Raw genomic sequence first — 16,600 nt, 5'->3', positions numbered from 1 at the left:
GATTAATTACTTTTATTATCTTTTATGAGCTTGTTTTTTAACTTTCTTAAGTTTTTACTAATACTCACTTTATATATGTGAGGGTTGATGATTCTTCTGTAAGTATGTTCAAGCTTGCTTAAGTCAAGCTTGGTTTTATTTCTAATATTGTTTAGGCTAGGTTCATAGCCTTTGTGAAATTTTCCATTTTCTAAGACAGTGTGAATCAAAAATTCAAAATCGTCATATTGTTTAATGACTTTGAAAACGTTGTCTTGTATTGGATGATAAATGGCAAACTCTTTTCTTGAGGTCAGATGATCTTTGATTTTATCTTTTTCTTCTTTTAAAAATAGGAAATCAAAGATCATCTGACCATTTAAATAGATTCTTGCAACTTCTTTTTGGGCAGGTAATGTCGATTTTTCTGTGTTATTTGATATTTTTATTTTTGGTATAAATTTTCCATTTTTTTCTATAGAAATCATTTTATATACTCCTGAAAGATTTGGATCTCCTTTTGCTGTAACTAAATTTGTTCCAACGCCCCAAATATCAATTGGAGCATTTATTGAATTTAAGTACATAATAATATTTTCGTCAAGTTCATTAGATGCGATAATTTTTACGTGATTTAATCCATTTTGATTTAATTCTTTTCTTGCCGCCTTACTTAGATACTCAAGATCCCCACTGTCAATTCTTATTGAAAAATTATTTTTTTCCTCTTGTTTTAACTCCTTAAATATTTTAATGGCATTTTTTAATCCGCTGTTAAGCGTGTCGTAAGTATCAATTAGTAAGCTCACTTTGTTTGGGTATGTTTTTGCATATTCTCTGAATGCTTGTTCTTCGCTTTCAAAACTCATTACCCAACTATGGGCCATTGTTCCTGTAACTGGTATATTGTATTTATATCCAGCAAGCATATTGCTGGTAAAGTCTGCTCCCCCTATGTAGGCAGCTTTGCTGGCAGATAGAGCTCCATTTATTCCTTGCGCTCTTCTTAATCCAAGTTCTGCTAAAATTTTTGCACCAGATTCTTTTATTCTGGCGGTTTTTGTTGCTATTAAACTTTCAAAGTTTATTATATTTAAAACTAGCCCTTCGATTAATAGTAATTCTATTAGACGCCCTTCAATCACAGCTACTGGTACATAGGGAAAAACCAGGCGACCTTCTTCTATTGAGCTTATTTTTATGTTTAGTTTGAATTCTTTGAGAAAGTTTAAAAACTGCTCATCTAATATATTTAAGCTTTTTAAATATATTAGTTCGTTTTTATTAAAACGAATATTTTTCAATTCATTAATTAATGTATGGATTCCAGCCAAAACAATATACCCATTTTTAAATGGGGTTTTTCTAAAAAATACTTCAAATTTTGCTTTAGGATTAATACCTTTTGTAAAATAAGCATTCATCATTGAAATTTCATAAAAATCTGTAAATAGTGATAGATTTTTCATTCTCCTTATTATATACTAGTTTTGTTTGTAAAAAAAATGATATTTAATTTGAGCTTAATTTTGCTTAATTTTTATTTATTAGTATTTATGAATATATTTTTTGCAATTTATAATAAATAAATTGACCAGATTGGACTAAAGTCTATGAAAGAAAAAAGTGCTTCTAATTTTGATATTGTAATTTTTGGAGTTACTGGGAATTTGTCTAGAAAAAAACTTATTCCTTCCCTTTTTAATTTGTTTAAAAATAAATGTATTAGTAATTTTAGAGTTATTGGTTTTTCTCGTAAAATTTTTACAGATAAAGAGTTTAGATTATATATTAAAGATTCTTTATGGCAGGAAGAGACCGATTCTTTGATTGAAATTTTTTTAAATTTCTTTATTTATGTATCTGGTGATTTTAATGAAAAGGAGTCTTATAAGAAATTATTTAAATTTTTAGATAAAAGACGAGAAACAATATATTATCTTTCGACATCTCCTACATTTTATGAACCAATAATTGATCATTTGAAAAAGTATTTTTTAAGTGAAAGATTGACTTTGTCAAAAATAGTTCTTGAAAAGCCTTTTGGTTCTAGCCTTGAGACGGCAAAAAAATTAAATAGTTTACTTTATTCTGCTTTTAGAGAAGATCAAATTTATAGAATAGATCATTATTTAGGTAAAGAGACAGTTCAAAATATTTTTACATTTAGATTTGGAAATTCTATTTTTGAAAATATTTGGAACAATCGTTATGTAGATTTTGTTCAGATTACAGTGGCAGAAGAATTAGGTCTTGATGGAAGAGCTGAATATTACGATTCTGTTGGAGCTTTGAAGGATATGGTTCAAAATCATATTTTACAATTGCTAAGTCTTGTTGCAATGGAATCTCCTATTAAATTTGATTCTGAGTTTATTCATGACGAGAAAGTAAAAGTTTTAAAAAGTTTGAGAAAAATTAGCAAAAAGGATATTAAAAATTGTATTATCAAGGGGCAATATATAGGTTCACAAGTTCAAGGGGTTTTTAAAAAAGGCTATAAAGATGAAACAGAATCTTTGGGAAATTCAAGTACTGAAACTTATTTAGCTATGAAAGTGTTTATTAATAATTGGCGTTGGTCTGGTGTTCCTTTTTATCTTAGAACTGGTAAGGGTCTTGCTAGAAAATTTTCAGAAATATATATTCAATTTAAAAAACCAAGCTTTACTCTTTTTAGCAATAGTTCTGTTGATTTTTCTAATGCTTTAATATTTAGGATTCAGCCACGAGATGGAATTGAAATTAAGTTCAATACAAAGAAACCTGGATATAATTATGAAATCCAAACTGCTAATATGGAATTTTCATATCATGGGACATTTAAAAGATTATTCGATGAGGCTTATGAGCGGTTATTGTTAGACGCTTTTTTAGGGGATGGCACTTTGTATGCTACAAGTGATGAGATAGAGAGTTCTTGGGAATTTGTTTCAGATATTGCAAATAAATGGACGGATATTGAAATTTGTAATTATTTTTATGGATCTGAGGGTCCAAAAGAGATAGATTCTATTTTAGAAAAAGATCATTTTTGGCGTAAAATTTAATTTTTATATAATTTCTTTCTATTCATTTTTATGCCTACCTTATTTGTAATTTAAAGTTTTCAGTTTTTTATTTTTTGTGACTTACTAGTAAGGTTTTTGATAAATTTTATTTTTTAAATACCTTAAGAGAATTGGTGATTTTTGCTATTGAATTGATTTCAAATTTATGCGAGAATTAATAATTTACAGTATCATTAAAAAAATATAAACAATCTTTTTTAAAAAAAGTACCTATATTTAAAAGGATGTATATGAAAAATATTGAAGTAAGGGGTCAACCAAATTTTTTTGGGCTTATTCCTTTTTTCGTTTTTATTATTATGTATTTAGGCACAGGAATTTATTTAGGGGTTCTAGGCATAGAAATGGCCTTTTATCAGTTGCCGGCTAGTGTTGCAATGTTTTTTGCTTCTATTGTTTGTTTTTTAGTGTTTAAAGGAAAATTTTCCGATAAAATTCATATATTTATTAAAGGAGCCGCTCAGTACGATATTATGCTAATGTGTCTTATTTTTATGCTTTCTGGGGCTTTCTCTTCTCTTTGTAAAGAAATAGGCTGTGTTGAAGCTGTAGCAAATTTGGGGATTAAATATATTAATCCCAATTGGATTGTTTCTGGTATATTTTTTATAACTTGCTTTCTCTCTTTTGCTGCAGGTACCTCTGTTGGATCTATTGTTGCAATTGCTCCTATTGCTTTTAATATTGCTTTTAAAAGCAATATTAATCCAAATTTAATAGCAGCATCTGTAATGTGTGGGGCTATGTTTGGAGATAATCTTTCTTTAATATCAGATACAACTATTGTTTCTAGTCGAACTCAAGGTAGTAGTATCTTAGATGTTTTTATTAGTAGCAGTTTTTATGCTTTTCCATCTGCTATACTAACTTTTTTTTCTTTTTTCTTTCTTTCTGGAAATTTGTTTAATACTACAAACTTTTTATATGAAAGTTCAATAGATTTAGTGAAAACCGTTCCTTATTTAATAATTATATTTTTTTCTTTGGCTAGAACGAATGTTTTTTTAGTTCTTTTTTTGGGTATTTTTTCGATATGCCTTATTAGTGTTTTGTATAGTGGTTTATATTTTCTAGATGTAATGAAAAACATTAATAAAGGGTTTTTAAATATGGCAGATTTAATTTTTCTCTCAATTTTAACAGGGGGAGTTTCTTTTGCTACTATCCATAATGGAGGCTTTAAATGGTTGCTTATTAAATTTAAATCTTTAATTAGAGGAAAAAGTTCAGCTGAATTTTCTATTGGGGCTTTTGTTTCAATAGTTGACGTTTTTCTTGCTAATAACACAATTGCCATACTTATTTGCGGCAAAGTAGCAAAAAGGATAGCTTTTGAAAATAACATTAGCTTTCAAAGAAGTGCTTCTATTTTAGATATGTTCTCTTGTATTTTTCAAGGCATTATTCCTTATGGTGCTCAAATGATTATTTTAGTAGGCTTTTCAAATGGACTTGTATCGCCAATTAGCGTTTTACCATTTTTAGTTTATTTTGGATTTTTATTATTTTTTGTGATTTTATCTATTTTAGGAATTGATATAAAAAAACTTTTTTTATTTTTTTTTAAAAAATAAAAATTTTAAAAATTTTAAGATTTGACCTGTTTAATTTTTATTTATTTTATTTAGAATAAATTGTTTTAAATTGTATTATATGATTTGGGAGGTTTGAAATTGGAAAGAAAACCCGATATAGTTCCAAATTTTTGGGGACTTACGCCTTTTTTTATTTTTATAGGGGTTTATATTGGCACAGGACTTGTTCTTTATTTTAATGATGTAGAAAGGGCATTTTATCAAATGCCCCCCATATTTGCTATGTTTATTGCTATTGTTTTGACATTTATTGTTTTTAAGGGATCTTTTTTATCAAAAATGAATAAATTTATTGAAGGGTGCGCTCAACAAGATGTTATTTTTATATCTTTAATATTTATGTTGTCTGGTGCTTTCTCTGCTGTTTGCAAAGAAATAGGAAGTGTTGAGGCTGTAGTAAATATTGGTCTTAAGTATGTTCCATTGAATTTGCTAGTATGTGGTATTTTTTTAATTACCCTTTTTTTATCTTTTTCTACTGGAAGTTTTATGGGGACTGTTGTTGCCGTTGCTCCTATTGCTTTGGAACTTGCAGATAAGGTAAACATTTCTCTTCCATTGGTTGCAGGAGCTATTCTTAGCGCCGGAGCATTTGGAGACAATATGTCTTTAATATCAGATACTCCTATTATTGCAAGTAATACTCAAAAGGTTAATATTATAGATGTTTTCAAAAATGGAGCTTTTTATACGTTTCCAGCAGCAATTTTAGCAAGCATTGTTTTTGCGTTTTTAGGCTCTTCTTATGGCAAGACTGGTGGTTATATTATTGAGCCTGGTGAGATAAATTTTTTTAAAATTGCTCCATATATTTTTGTTATGGTTGTTGCAATTTCGGGCTTTGATGTATTTTTGGCCTTGTTTTTAGGTATTGTTGTTGCTGGTATTATTGGAATTTATTACTCAGATATTACTTTTTTATTGCTGGCTAAAAAAATTAATGAAGGATTTTTAGGCTTAGGAGAAATGTTTATTCTTGTTGTTTTTACGGGAGGAGCTTCTTATATGGCAATGAAGTATGGCGGGTTTGATTGGTTACTGTTAAAATTGCAAAAAATGTCAAAGTCTAAAAGAACCTCAGAATTTGTAATTGTGTTTTTAGTTGGCATTTTGACTGCGTTTCTTGCAAACAATGGACTTGCTATTTTGATGAGCGGTTCTGTTGTAAGATCAATAGCTAAAGAGAATAATTTAAACTCAAGGCGTATTGCAGCTTTACTTTGTATGTCTTCCTGCTTTTTTTTAAGTATTTTGCCTTATAGTATGCATGTTATAGCTCTTATAGATTTTACAAAAGGTAAGCTTTCTCCTTTTGACATTTTTCCATTTTTAATTTATCAAGGGTTTTTGGTCTTATTGATTATTTTGTCTATAATTGGACTTGATATAAGATTAATATTTAGATCCTTTTTAAGGAACAGCCAAAAATCTTAAAAGCTTCCATTTTAAAAGCTTTTAAGATTTTTTTGTATTTAAATATTTAAGAAGATATATTTAAATATATTTCAAGCATCTCCTCTTTTATTTTTTTAGGTATTTTTTTAAAAATTTCAAATTTGGAAAAATCTTTTGGTAGAAATTTTTCTTCTAAATACAATCTCATTTCAGGATTATTTTTTGCTTCTTCTTCGATTCTTTTTATTACATTTTTATTTGGAGAGTTATATCTAGTTTCTTTGAAATTTTTATAAGATGGTTCATTGTCGTATAGAAAGTTTATAAATTTATAAGCTAGGTTTTTATTTGGAGCATCAATAGGAATTACAAATACATCTATCCATAAATTGGTGTTTTCTGGCGCATAAAAATCTAGATTCTTATCTTTTAGCATAGCGTTTTGTGCTTCACCACTCCATGTAAGTTGAATAGATGCTTCTCCATTTAGCATTAATGATTTTGCAGGCACATCTGAGAAATATCCTATTAATAGTGGATTTTGGATTTTTAAAAGTTTGCCGGCTTCTTTGATTTTATCTATATCATGTTCATTTATTGAGTATCCAAGTTTTTTAAGGGCAACCCCAATATTGTCTTTAGGGGAATCTAGCATTGTAATTTCTTTTTTATATTTCTTATTAAAGAGTATGTCAAAACCTCTCATGTCATTTAAATCTATTTTGGTTTTATTGTAAAGTATGCCCATTAATCCCCAGTAGGCTGGCACTGAATAAAGATTGCCAGGATCATGTTCTAAGTTTGTAAGATATTGAGAAATATTTTTTGTTACATTTGGCAATTTTGAGTAATCTAATTTTTCAATTTTGCTTTCATCGATTAATTCTTGGATTAAATATTCTGATGGGACTATTATATCGTAGTAGTTTTTTGTGTTGTTAAATTTAGCCATCATTTCTTCATTGTTATGAAAGATTTCATAATTAATTTTTATATTATTTTCTTTTTCAAATTGATCTAATAAAGTCTTGTCAATATATTCTGCCCAATTAAATACGTTTAAAGTTATTGCGTCTTTTTTGGTGCACGCAAAAGTTGTAAGAATTGTTATTAACATAAAAATTTTTTTCATAAGTACTCCTTTTTTTATTTTAAATCTCAGCACCTGTTGTTAATTTTTTAATTCCTATAAATTTATTAATAATAAATAAAAGGCTCAATATTGCAAAAAACAATATAGCAGAAATAGCATTTATTACAGGTTTGATGCCTCTTTTTGTTAGTGAGTTTATTAAAATAGCTAAATTATTAAATCCTTGTCCAGTGGTGAAAAATGATATCAAAAAATCATCTATTGATAATGTAAAGGCAATAAGAGCTCCGGTTGCTATGTTTCCAACGATTTCTGGATAAATTATATTGAAGAATATCTGAATTTCTGAGGCTCCAAGATCTTTGGCAGCATCAATAATATTGTTGGGAAGAGAATATAATTTGGGTAAAATTATTATTACTACATATGGTGTTGAAAAAATTATGTGTGATATTAGCATTGTGGAAAATCCTAATTGCATTTTTATCGTAGAATAAAATGTCATTAAACTTATTCCTGTTACGATGTCTGGATTAATTATTGTTATTTTATTTGCTGATAATAGTATTGTTTTTAATTTTTTGTTTTCTGTTTTATAGATTGCGTAAGCACCAATAATTCCAATAACAACAGAGGTCAAAGATGAGATTGTAGCTATTAAAATGGTGTTAAATATTGCTGATTTGATTTGACTTGATGCAAAAATTTCTTTATACCATTTTAGACTAAGTCCTTGCCATATAAATCCACTGTCACCAGAGTTAAAAGAGTAAATTATTAAGATTATTATTGGGAGGTAAATAAAGCTGAGTATTAGAAATAAGAAAATGTTTTTAAAAACCTTAAACATATTTTACTCTCCATCATTTTTTCGCATTAATTTTATTATTATTAAATTAAAAATTAATATTACTAACATTAAAATAAATGAAATTGCAGCTCCAGTATTCCAGTCTTCCATGAAGAGAAACTGTTTGCTTATTAGATTTCCTATTAAAATTTGCTTAGAGCCTCCTAGCAAATCTGAAATGACAAAAACAGTAACCGAAGGAATAAAGACCATAATTATTCCTGTTGCCAGATAAGAGAGCGTTAGGGGTATTTTTATATAAATTAGTATTTGCCATATTCTTGCTCCAAGATCTTGTGCTGCCTCAATGTATTCTGACCTAATTTTTAAAAATCCTGTATATATTGGCAAGATCATGAAAGGCAGAAAATTGTATACCATGCCTATTGTAACAGCCTGTTCGTTGTAAAGAAGATCTAAATTTCCAATTCCAATCTTTTCAAATAAGTTGTTGATAAATCCGTTTTTTCCAAGTATTCTCATCCATGCATAAGTTCTAAGTAATGTATTTATCCACATGGGAAGTATTATCATTATTATTAATTTGTTTTGAGCACTTTTTTTTGATAATGAAATTAGCCAGGCGGCAGGATAGCCTATTAAAATGCAGAAAATTGTTGCTATTGTTGCTAGTTTTAGACTCCTTGAAAAGATACTAAGATAACTTGGATTTAAAAGCCCAATAAAATTATAGATTGTAAATTCATGTTTTTCATTTAAAAATCCCATCAATAATATTATTAGTAAGGGAAGAATACTAAATGTTAATAGGAATATAGAGTATACAATTAATATTAATTTTTTCACAACCATTATTCCTTATGCATAACATGAATATCGTCAGGCTCTAAGAATATGTCAACTTCTTCTCCAACTTTTGTAAGTCTTGTGCTTTGAACTATCCAAGTTGTTTTTTGAATTTCTAGAGTCATTTCGTAATGAACTCCTTGAAAAATTGCAGATGTTATCGTTCCGCTTAAATGCCCACTTCCTTTTGGAAGTAGCTTTATATCTTCTGGGCGTATTACAAGGTCAACTGCTTCTTCAGCTTTAAATCCTTTGTCAAGGCATTCAAATTCATGCCCTAGTAAACTTACAACTAGCTCCTTTTTGTATGTTCCATCAAAGATATTACTTTCTCCAATAAAATCGGCTACAAATTTTGTTTTAGGCTCATTGTAAATCTCCTCAGGTGTTCCTACTTGCAGGATTATTCCTTCATTCATTACAACAATTCTATCGCTCATTGTCAATGCTTCTTCTTGATCATGAGTAACATATATGAATGTAATTCCAAGTTGGCGTTGTATTTTTTTTAATTCTTTTTGCATTTCTTGTCGCATTTTTAAATCAAGAGCAGAAAGTGGTTCATCTAATAATAGAAGCTTAGGTTCCATTACTATTGCTCTTGCTATTGCAACTCTTTGTTTTTGTCCCCCTGATAGTTCGTTAATATTTCTGTATGCATATTTTGGCATTCCTATTAATGAAAGAGATGTTTTTACTTTTTCTTTTATTGTATCTTTTGGTGTTTTTTTCATTCTAAGTCCAAATGAAATATTGTCAAAAACATTCATATGCGGGAAAAGTGCATAATTTTGAAATACAGTATTAATTTCTCTTTTATTTGGGTTGGTTTTAGATATTTCTTTAGAAAAGAAATAAATTTCTCCATTTTTTTGATTTAAAAAACCACCTAATATTTTTATTAATGTTGTTTTTCCACATCCGGATGGGCCTAATAATGTAATAAACTCATTTTTTTTAATTTTTAAATTTATGTTATCTAAAGTTTTGTTTCCATTGTTATCATAATAATGACTTAGATTTTTAATCTCTAGGATATAGTTATCCAACTAATTCTAACCTCCTTGTGGCTGTATTAATACAGATCAAGATTATACTTAATATTATTATTTATGTAAATGGCTTTTTTAAAAGGTATTATAATTCTTGTCAAGAATTATTTTCCCAAATTTACCTTCTCTGAATTCTTTAATTAATATTTTTGATGCTTTCTCAAGGTCAATTTCATTTTTTTTATGGATTAATTTTCTTGTTTTTGCAAAATTTTGTAGAATATCAAGTGAATTTTTATGATATATTATTTTGTATTTTTTTAGTAAAATGTTTTTATTATTTTGATCCATTATTTCAAGTAAATATAATGCAAGATCTATATTGTCTACTATTTCATTTTTAATCATATCTAATATTGCAAGTTTTTTTGCAATAGATTGGTCTACTAGATTATGCCATAAAATTCCTGGCATATCAAAAAGATTGATGTCTTCATTTATTTTTACTATTTGTATATTCTTAGTATATCCAGGTTTATTGGCAACTTTGGCACTCTTTTTCCCAGATAGTAGATTTATTATTGAAGATTTTCCAACATTTGGAACTCCAATAATCAAAACTTTTATTTTTTCTTTATAGTTTTTTATTTTTTTAACAACGGCTATTTTTTTAATAATATCAATTATTTGCTTACGCATTCCTTTTTTGTAAATATTGCTTATTATTACAGTATTGCCAAGATTTTCAAAATATTTTTTCCATTTTATAATTTCAGTTGTTTGAGCAACATCGGATTTGTGTAAAAGAATTATTTTGGTTTGATTTTTAATAATTTTTTCGGTTAATGGGTTTTTACTACTAAATGGAGCTCTCGCGTCAAGTATTTCTAACACAATATTGGTTTTTTGTAAATTATTCTTTATCAGATTTAAGGCTCTTTTCATGTGACCAGGAAACCAGTTAATTTTATTTATCATGCCTAAATTATAGCTTAATCTTTATTGAATAATAAATTATTTTATTTTTGTTTTTAATGTTGTTAACTTAAATTAAATTTCTTTAAAAGAATTGTTTTTTTTAAAGAAAGAATATAACCTGTATTTAAGTTTTTATTTTTTTAAAAAATAAATTTCATAGGAGGTTTGATTATTATTGCAAAAATCAAAAGCGGATTAATAGTATCTTGTCAGGCTCTTGAGGACGAGCCTTTACACAGTAGTTTTATTATGTCCAAGATGGCGTTAGCAGCTAAAATGGGCGGAGCTGTTGGAATAAGAGCTAATGGAGTTAATGACATTAGCCAGATTAAGTTGGAAGTTGATTTGCCAATAATAGGTATTATTAAAAAAAATTATAATAATTGTGATGTTTTTATTACTCCTACTATGAAAGAGATTGATGAGCTTTGTAATGAAGGGGTAGATATAATTGCTCTTGATGCCACTTTTAGAAATAGACCTAATGACGTATTACTCGATGATTTTTTTGAAAAGATTAAAAAAAAATATCCAAATCAGTGCTTGATGGCAGATATTTCTTCTTTAGATGAGGCTATTAATGCCGATAAATTGGGGTTTGACTTTATTGGAACAACTTTGTATGGATATACAAAAAATACTAATGGTTTGAATATTGCAGACAATGATTTTCATTTTTTAAAGACCTTGATTAATTCTAAATTGAAAGCCACCTTAATAGTGGAAGGAAAAATAGACACCCCTTTAAAGGCTCAAAAATGTTTTGAAATGGGGATTGATTTAATAGTTGTAGGGGGAGCCATTACAAGGCCTGTTGAGATTACTAAAAAATTCGTAGAGAAAATAAATCAGGTTAAAAGATGATTTTAAGCTTATAAAGTTAATTTATTATTTATTTTAGGAGGTTTTTATGGTAAAGGGTTTTGAACAAGCTCAAAAATTTGGTCGTTCCTTCATGCTTCCCATTGCTATTTTGCCAGCAGCAGGCTTGCTTTTAGGAATTGGAGGTTCTCTTTCTAATCCAGAAACTGTCAAGGCGTATTCTTTTTTAGATATATTTTTCTTGCAGTCAGTTTTCAAAATAATGAGTGCATCAGGTTCTATTATTTTTTCAAATTTGGCGCCAATATTTTCTATTGGGATTGCTGTTGGACTTGCCAAGTCGGATAAAGGTACAGCTGGAATTGCAGCATTTATTGGTTACCTTGTAATGAATGCTACTATTGGAGTTTTAATTGATATGTCAGGGAAAGCAGAGTCTTTCTCTAGCGGTTCTGTGGGTTTGATTCTTGGAATTAAGACTTTAGAAACAGGAGTTTTTGGTGGGATTATAGTTGGTATTTTGACTTATTATCTTCATAATAGGTTTAACAGGGTAGATTTACCCAAGGTTCTTGGATTTTTTTCAGGATCTAGATTTGTGCCGATTGTTGTTTCTTTTTCTAGTATTTTTCTTGCTGTAATTATGTTTATTTTTTGGCCATTTGTACAAAATGGAATTAATAAAGTAGGAGGCCTAGTAGATTCAACCGGTTATATTGGAACGTTTATTTATGGAATTTCTTTAAGAATGCTTGGCCCTTTTGGGCTTCATCATATATTTTATTTGCCATTTTGGACAACAGGCCTTGGGGGATCTGTTATTATTGATGGAAAGTTGATTGAAGGGACTCAGAATATTTTCTTTGCAGAACTTGCTGCTCAAGGTACAAATAGATTTTTTATTGGAACTAGTCGTTTTATGAGTGGGCGATTTATTACTATGATGTTTGGTTTACCCGGAGCCGCACTTGCGCTATATTACACTGCAAAGCGTGAGGAGAGAACAAAAATTTTTGGTCTTTTAATGTCCTCAGCTCTAACCTCATTTTTAACGGGTATAACAGAACCCCTTGAATTTTCTTTTCTTTTTGTAGCTCCTATTCTTTATGTTGTTCATGCTACATTTGATGGGGTTGCTTTCATGTTGGCGCACATTCTTCAAATTACAATAGGGCAAACGTTTTCTGGAGGGTTTATTGATTTTATTCTTTTTGGCATTTTGCAGGGAAATTCAAAAACTAATTGGCTTTTGGTGCCAGCTGTAGGTATTGTTTGGTTTTTCCTTTATTACTTTACTTTTTTATTTTTAATAAATAAGTTTGATTTTAAAACTCCTGGTAGAACGCAAGATTTAAATTCTAAAGATTTTTCAAATTCTAAGAATAGTGAATTTGAAAAAAATTATGCTACTAAAGTTGTTATTGGGCTTGGTGGGGCTTCAAATATTGTTGAGCTTGATTGTTGTGCAACTAGGCTAAGGATTACAGTAAGAGATGCTCTTAAAGTTTCTGAAAAAATTTTAAAAAAAACTGGCGCTAAAGGGATAATCATTAAAGGTAATGGGGTTCAAGTAGTTTACGGACCAGGCGTTAGTGTTCTTAAGAATGAAATAGAAGAATTACTAGATAATTGATTTTTTTAATAAGCAATAGCCTTTAAGGCTATTGCTTATTAATATTGTTTATGAAATCAACCGCATACTTTGTAAAGTATGATGTGTTTTGGGCGCTTTTGTAGCTTTGGTTTCCAATGGGTACATGTGCATGTGAATTTTCAAGAAGTATAATGGGGATATCTTTTTTTTCACCTCCATAATTTTTTATGAATTCGTTTATTTTTATTGGGTCTACTGTATGATCATTAGGTGTGTGGGTAATTATTAAAGGTGTTTTGATTTCATCAAAATTATATGAATTTAATAATTTAACAAGTCCCATCATCGCAATAATTGCATCTACATGTTGTATTCTTGAAGAATAGCTTTTTATAGCTATGTGTTCTTTTCGTTTACTCTCTGTTGTTTCGAATTTATGGTAACCACCCGTTATAATATGTGCAATTTGTCGTCCCCAGGGATAGTAAACTATGTTTGTTCTCTTGTCATAAGGGAATATATTAGGAGAAATCAATACTGCTGAGTTTATTTCATCTGGATAGTTTGCTAAGGCCCAGATGCTGGCAGCACCCCCATTAGAGGTTCCAATTAATATTAATTTATCACCTATTAGTTTGCCAATTTTAATAGCCTCATCAATGTCTCTAAGCCAATCTTGGATAGTTATTCCCCGAAATGCATTTTTATTGTTAATCCCGTGTCCTTTTAATCTTGTAAAAAAAATATTTGCATTAAGAGCTTTTGCAATATTATTTGGAACCGGATAAATTTCATTTTTTGATGCTCCAAATCCATGAATATAGACTACAGAATATTTTGTTTTTTGTGCTTCTTGATACCAGATTATTTCTTTTTTTGTATTTTTTTCTAAACTAAATTGTAATTCTTCTTTTAATAGGTAATTATCAATTTCTTCTATGTTTTTAGGAATTGTTTTTTTTGAAAATTCATTTTTAAATTTTATCCTTGGGCTAACCAATATTAAAAGCAATAAAAATATAATTATAAAAATGATATTTTTTATATTCATACAGTGATTCCCTTGCTGTCTATGTCATTATTGTTATGGGTATCTTTTTTATAACAATTATTGCAATGTCCTGAGTAAATTATTTCAATAGATTTTGTTTCCCAGTTTTCTCCAAGCTTGTCTTTCAAAATATCTTTAATATCGTCAAGTTGAATAGGATGGACTTGATTGCATTTATTACATTTAAAGTGAGCTATTGTGGAAGCCAAGCTTAGATAAAATTTTGTTTCTTTTTGATCAGTAGTTTTTATATCTTTTAGGATATTTCTTTCTTTTAGAATGTTTAACGTGTTATATACTGTTGCTTTTGATAGGCTTGGAATTTCTTTTACAAGCTTGTTATAAACTTCTTTTGCTGTAAAGTATTCTTTTGGGTTTGATGCTATGTATAGAATAATTCTATTTCTAGAATGAGATGCTTTCATTCCCAATTCTGATGTTAAATTTTTCAATAATACAGGATCATTTGTAATGCCAACTTTTTCTAATGTAGAATGGACATCTATTATGTTATCGTTCATATTATTATACCTTTTTGTTTAAATTAAAGATTAAATATTTTTTATGTTCTTCTTAGGATAATTTTATACCTAGTTATTAATATTTTACTACTTATTATTTATTTATTTTCATATTTTTTTATATTGGTATAAAAAATTAAATTTTTTATTTTTGAATTCAGTTTTATTTTGTTGTCAAAATTATTATTTAATGGCAATATCATTAAATTTAGCGTTTGAGAGTAGTTTATTACATCTTGGATCTTAACTGTGTTATAAGAGCCCCCTATGTTTAAAATTAACCATTTTTTAGAATTTATTTTTTCAATTTTATAATTAATTGTATGAATGATTTGTTTTTCAACATTTAAAAAACTTATAAAAAAATTACTGTTTTTATCATTTCCTTTAGATATCAAAAATTCTGTACCATTAATGTAACCCTTCGGATTGTTTTTAGTTATTATTATTTTTTCATAAGTATCAAGATCGCTGTATTTTGCTGTGATTTTTAAGTTAGTGCCTTTTGCAATTTCAAAAACAGGTATTTCAAGGGCTGAATATTCAAGAAGATAATCGGGATTGCACTTTTTCAATGTTTTTTTATCTAGATCGATTTTAGAAGGCCATTTTATTTTAATGGACACAAAGAAGCTAGAGATAGTCTCATCTATAAAAAAATCAATTGTTGATTTTTTAGCAGAGCTAAAAGCTAAATATTGTTTTATTCCTAAAATTTTTTCATTTGAGAAAGAAAATGAGCTTTCAATAGATGCTTCTTTTATTAATTCTTTTTTAGATAAAACCTTGAAATAGGTTCTAGATGTATTTAGAAATTCAACTTTTTTATCTTTAAATCTTATTTTATTTAATTTTCCGTTTTCGAATTTGATATTGTATTGATCGTGAGATAGTGTGAAATTTCCTTCCATATTGTATTCTAAATTCTTAGGTACAATGGATTCTGAATTTTTTACAATTTTTTCTTGGTGTTTATTTATTAAAAATTCTCTTAAGCTTTTTTCGTTGATTTGATAATCTTTGAGTCTTTTGTTTTGAAAATTTATTATTGGTTCTTGCTCTTTAAGAGAATTGAATTTTGGAATTTCTAGTAGTTCGGTAGTAAGCTTAGATCCTTCTAAATTTTGTATCTTAATGCTGTGCAAGTTGTTTTCTAAGGCTTTTAAATGAAGTAAAAAATTTTTTAATTCTTGATTGTCATAAGTTTCTTTGATTTCATAAAAATAAATAAGAGTTTCTAGGTTGTTTTTTGGAGAATTTATCTTTTGGACTTCATATAAATATTGGCAGTTATTTTTATAGAAAATTAAGTAAGTTTTATTATTTTTGCTCTGTCTTATGCCCTCTGTATAATTGAAATTAAGTTTTCTGTAAAGCGCAGTCACTTTTTTTCTAAGCTTTTCTATATTGTATATGTAAAGCATAATAGGAGTATTTTGAAATATGTCTTTGTATCCACTTTTAAATGGATTTTTTAGTGCCCAATACAAATCCAAATGTATTTCATCGTGTAGCATGTATTCATGAGGGCTCCCACTGTAAGTTCCAGGCATATATATATCTTTATTAGTTTTAAATCTTTCAAATAGCCATTTATTTAATTCTTCATGTTCTCTTAGAATTTCAAAAAAGTATATTGGGAATGTCCAATGTATTTTGTAAGCTAGCTGTTTGTGTTCAATTAAATATTTTATATTTGATATTATTGATAACAGGTTGTTCTCTGAAAATTTAGTTATTGAAATAATAATAATGTAAGTTTTTGATTTTTTTAGTTTTCTAAACATAAATACTTTGTCTTTATGATATAAAGATTAGTCAATATTTATATTATATAATAAAAATTTGTGCT

The 16,600-nt window shown here is 28.0% G+C and carries 14 protein-coding genes; 5 read left to right on the top strand and 9 right to left on the bottom strand.

What is annotated here, in order from left to right; genetic code table 11:
- Positions 1-2: 2 nt before the first annotated feature.
- Entirely contained in the window at positions 3-1,448 is a 1,446-nt protein-coding gene (locus tag DB318_RS01220) for a nicotinate phosphoribosyltransferase (RefSeq protein WP_151074137.1), read from the bottom strand.
- A gap of 144 nt (positions 1,449-1,592) precedes the next feature.
- Here DB318_RS01220 and zwf point away from each other — a divergent pair, with 144 nt between their 5' ends.
- From zwf to DB318_RS01205, 3 genes are all read left to right on the top strand, one after another.
- A complete protein-coding gene (zwf, locus tag DB318_RS01215) occupies positions 1,593-3,029 on the top strand; it encodes a glucose-6-phosphate dehydrogenase (RefSeq protein ID WP_151074136.1) in 1,437 nt (478 codons plus the stop codon).
- 251 nt (positions 3,030-3,280) lie between these two features.
- Positions 3,281-4,624, top strand: coding sequence for a Na+/H+ antiporter NhaC family protein (locus tag DB318_RS01210; RefSeq protein WP_151074135.1), 1,344 nt, complete (start codon positions 3,281-3,283; stop codon positions 4,622-4,624).
- Positions 4,625-4,723: 99 nt separating this feature from the next.
- Entirely contained in the window at positions 4,724-6,079 is a 1,356-nt protein-coding gene (locus DB318_RS01205) for a Na+/H+ antiporter NhaC family protein (protein ID WP_151060277.1), read from the top strand.
- A gap of 46 nt (positions 6,080-6,125) precedes the next feature.
- Here DB318_RS01205 and DB318_RS01200 read toward each other — a convergent pair whose 3' ends face one another.
- From DB318_RS01200 to ylqF, 5 genes are all read right to left on the bottom strand, one after another.
- Positions 6,126-7,172 carry an ABC transporter substrate-binding protein gene (locus DB318_RS01200; protein WP_151060279.1) on the bottom strand — a complete coding sequence of 349 codons (1,047 nt, stop codon included), beginning with the start codon at positions 7,170-7,172 and terminating at the stop codon, positions 6,126-6,128.
- 19 nt (positions 7,173-7,191) lie between these two features.
- Positions 7,192-7,983: an ABC transporter permease gene (locus tag DB318_RS01195; RefSeq protein WP_151060281.1), complete on the bottom strand. Its 792-nt coding sequence runs from the start codon at positions 7,981-7,983 to the stop codon at positions 7,192-7,194.
- A 3-nt stretch (positions 7,984-7,986) separates the two neighbouring features.
- Complete coding sequence (locus DB318_RS01190) at positions 7,987-8,790, bottom strand: ABC transporter permease (RefSeq protein WP_151060283.1); 804 nt, start codon at positions 8,788-8,790, stop codon at positions 7,987-7,989.
- Between the two features lie 5 nt (positions 8,791-8,795).
- Entirely contained in the window at positions 8,796-9,839 is a 1,044-nt protein-coding gene (locus tag DB318_RS01185) for an ABC transporter ATP-binding protein (protein WP_151060285.1), read from the bottom strand.
- Positions 9,840-9,917: 78 nt separating this feature from the next.
- Positions 9,918-10,760 (bottom strand): ribosome biogenesis GTPase YlqF, encoded by an 843-nt coding sequence (gene ylqF, locus DB318_RS01180; protein ID WP_151060287.1) that lies wholly within the window; start codon positions 10,758-10,760, stop codon positions 9,918-9,920.
- Positions 10,761-10,925: 165 nt separating this feature from the next.
- On the opposite strand from ylqF, the gene DB318_RS01175 reads away from it, so the two are divergent.
- Positions 10,926-11,624 carry an N-acetylmannosamine-6-phosphate 2-epimerase gene (locus DB318_RS01175; protein WP_151060289.1) on the top strand — a complete coding sequence of 233 codons (699 nt, stop codon included), beginning with the start codon at positions 10,926-10,928 and terminating at the stop codon, positions 11,622-11,624.
- 46 nt (positions 11,625-11,670) lie between these two features.
- Positions 11,671-13,215 carry a maltose/glucose-specific PTS transporter subunit IIC gene (locus DB318_RS01170; RefSeq protein ID WP_151060291.1) on the top strand — a complete coding sequence of 515 codons (1,545 nt, stop codon included), beginning with the start codon at positions 11,671-11,673 and terminating at the stop codon, positions 13,213-13,215.
- Positions 13,216-13,243: 28 nt separating this feature from the next.
- Here DB318_RS01170 and DB318_RS01165 read toward each other — a convergent pair whose 3' ends face one another.
- The 3 genes from DB318_RS01165 to DB318_RS01155 all read right to left on the bottom strand — a co-directional run bounded on the left by DB318_RS01165 (position 13,244) and on the right by DB318_RS01155 (position 16,535).
- Entirely contained in the window at positions 13,244-14,227 is a 984-nt protein-coding gene (locus tag DB318_RS01165; RefSeq protein WP_151060293.1) for an alpha/beta hydrolase, read from the bottom strand.
- Positions 14,224-14,748, bottom strand: a complete 525-nt coding sequence (gene bosR / locus DB318_RS01160) for an oxidative stress transcriptional regulator BosR (protein ID WP_151060295.1) — start codon at positions 14,746-14,748, stop codon at positions 14,224-14,226. Before bosR ends, DB318_RS01165 begins: the two co-directional genes overlap by 4 nt.
- A gap of 98 nt (positions 14,749-14,846) precedes the next feature.
- Positions 14,847-16,535 (bottom strand): histidine kinase, encoded by a 1,689-nt coding sequence (locus tag DB318_RS01155; protein ID WP_151060297.1) that lies wholly within the window; start codon positions 16,533-16,535, stop codon positions 14,847-14,849.
- Between the last annotated feature and the right edge of the window lie 65 nt (positions 16,536-16,600).

The sequence above is a fragment of the [Borrelia] turdi genome (assembly GCF_008828755.2).
GTDB lineage: Bacteria > Spirochaetota > Spirochaetia > Borreliales > Borreliaceae > Borreliella > Borreliella turdi.
Note: the sequence above shows the minus strand (reverse complement) of the source record. Positions and strands in the feature narration are given on the sequence as shown.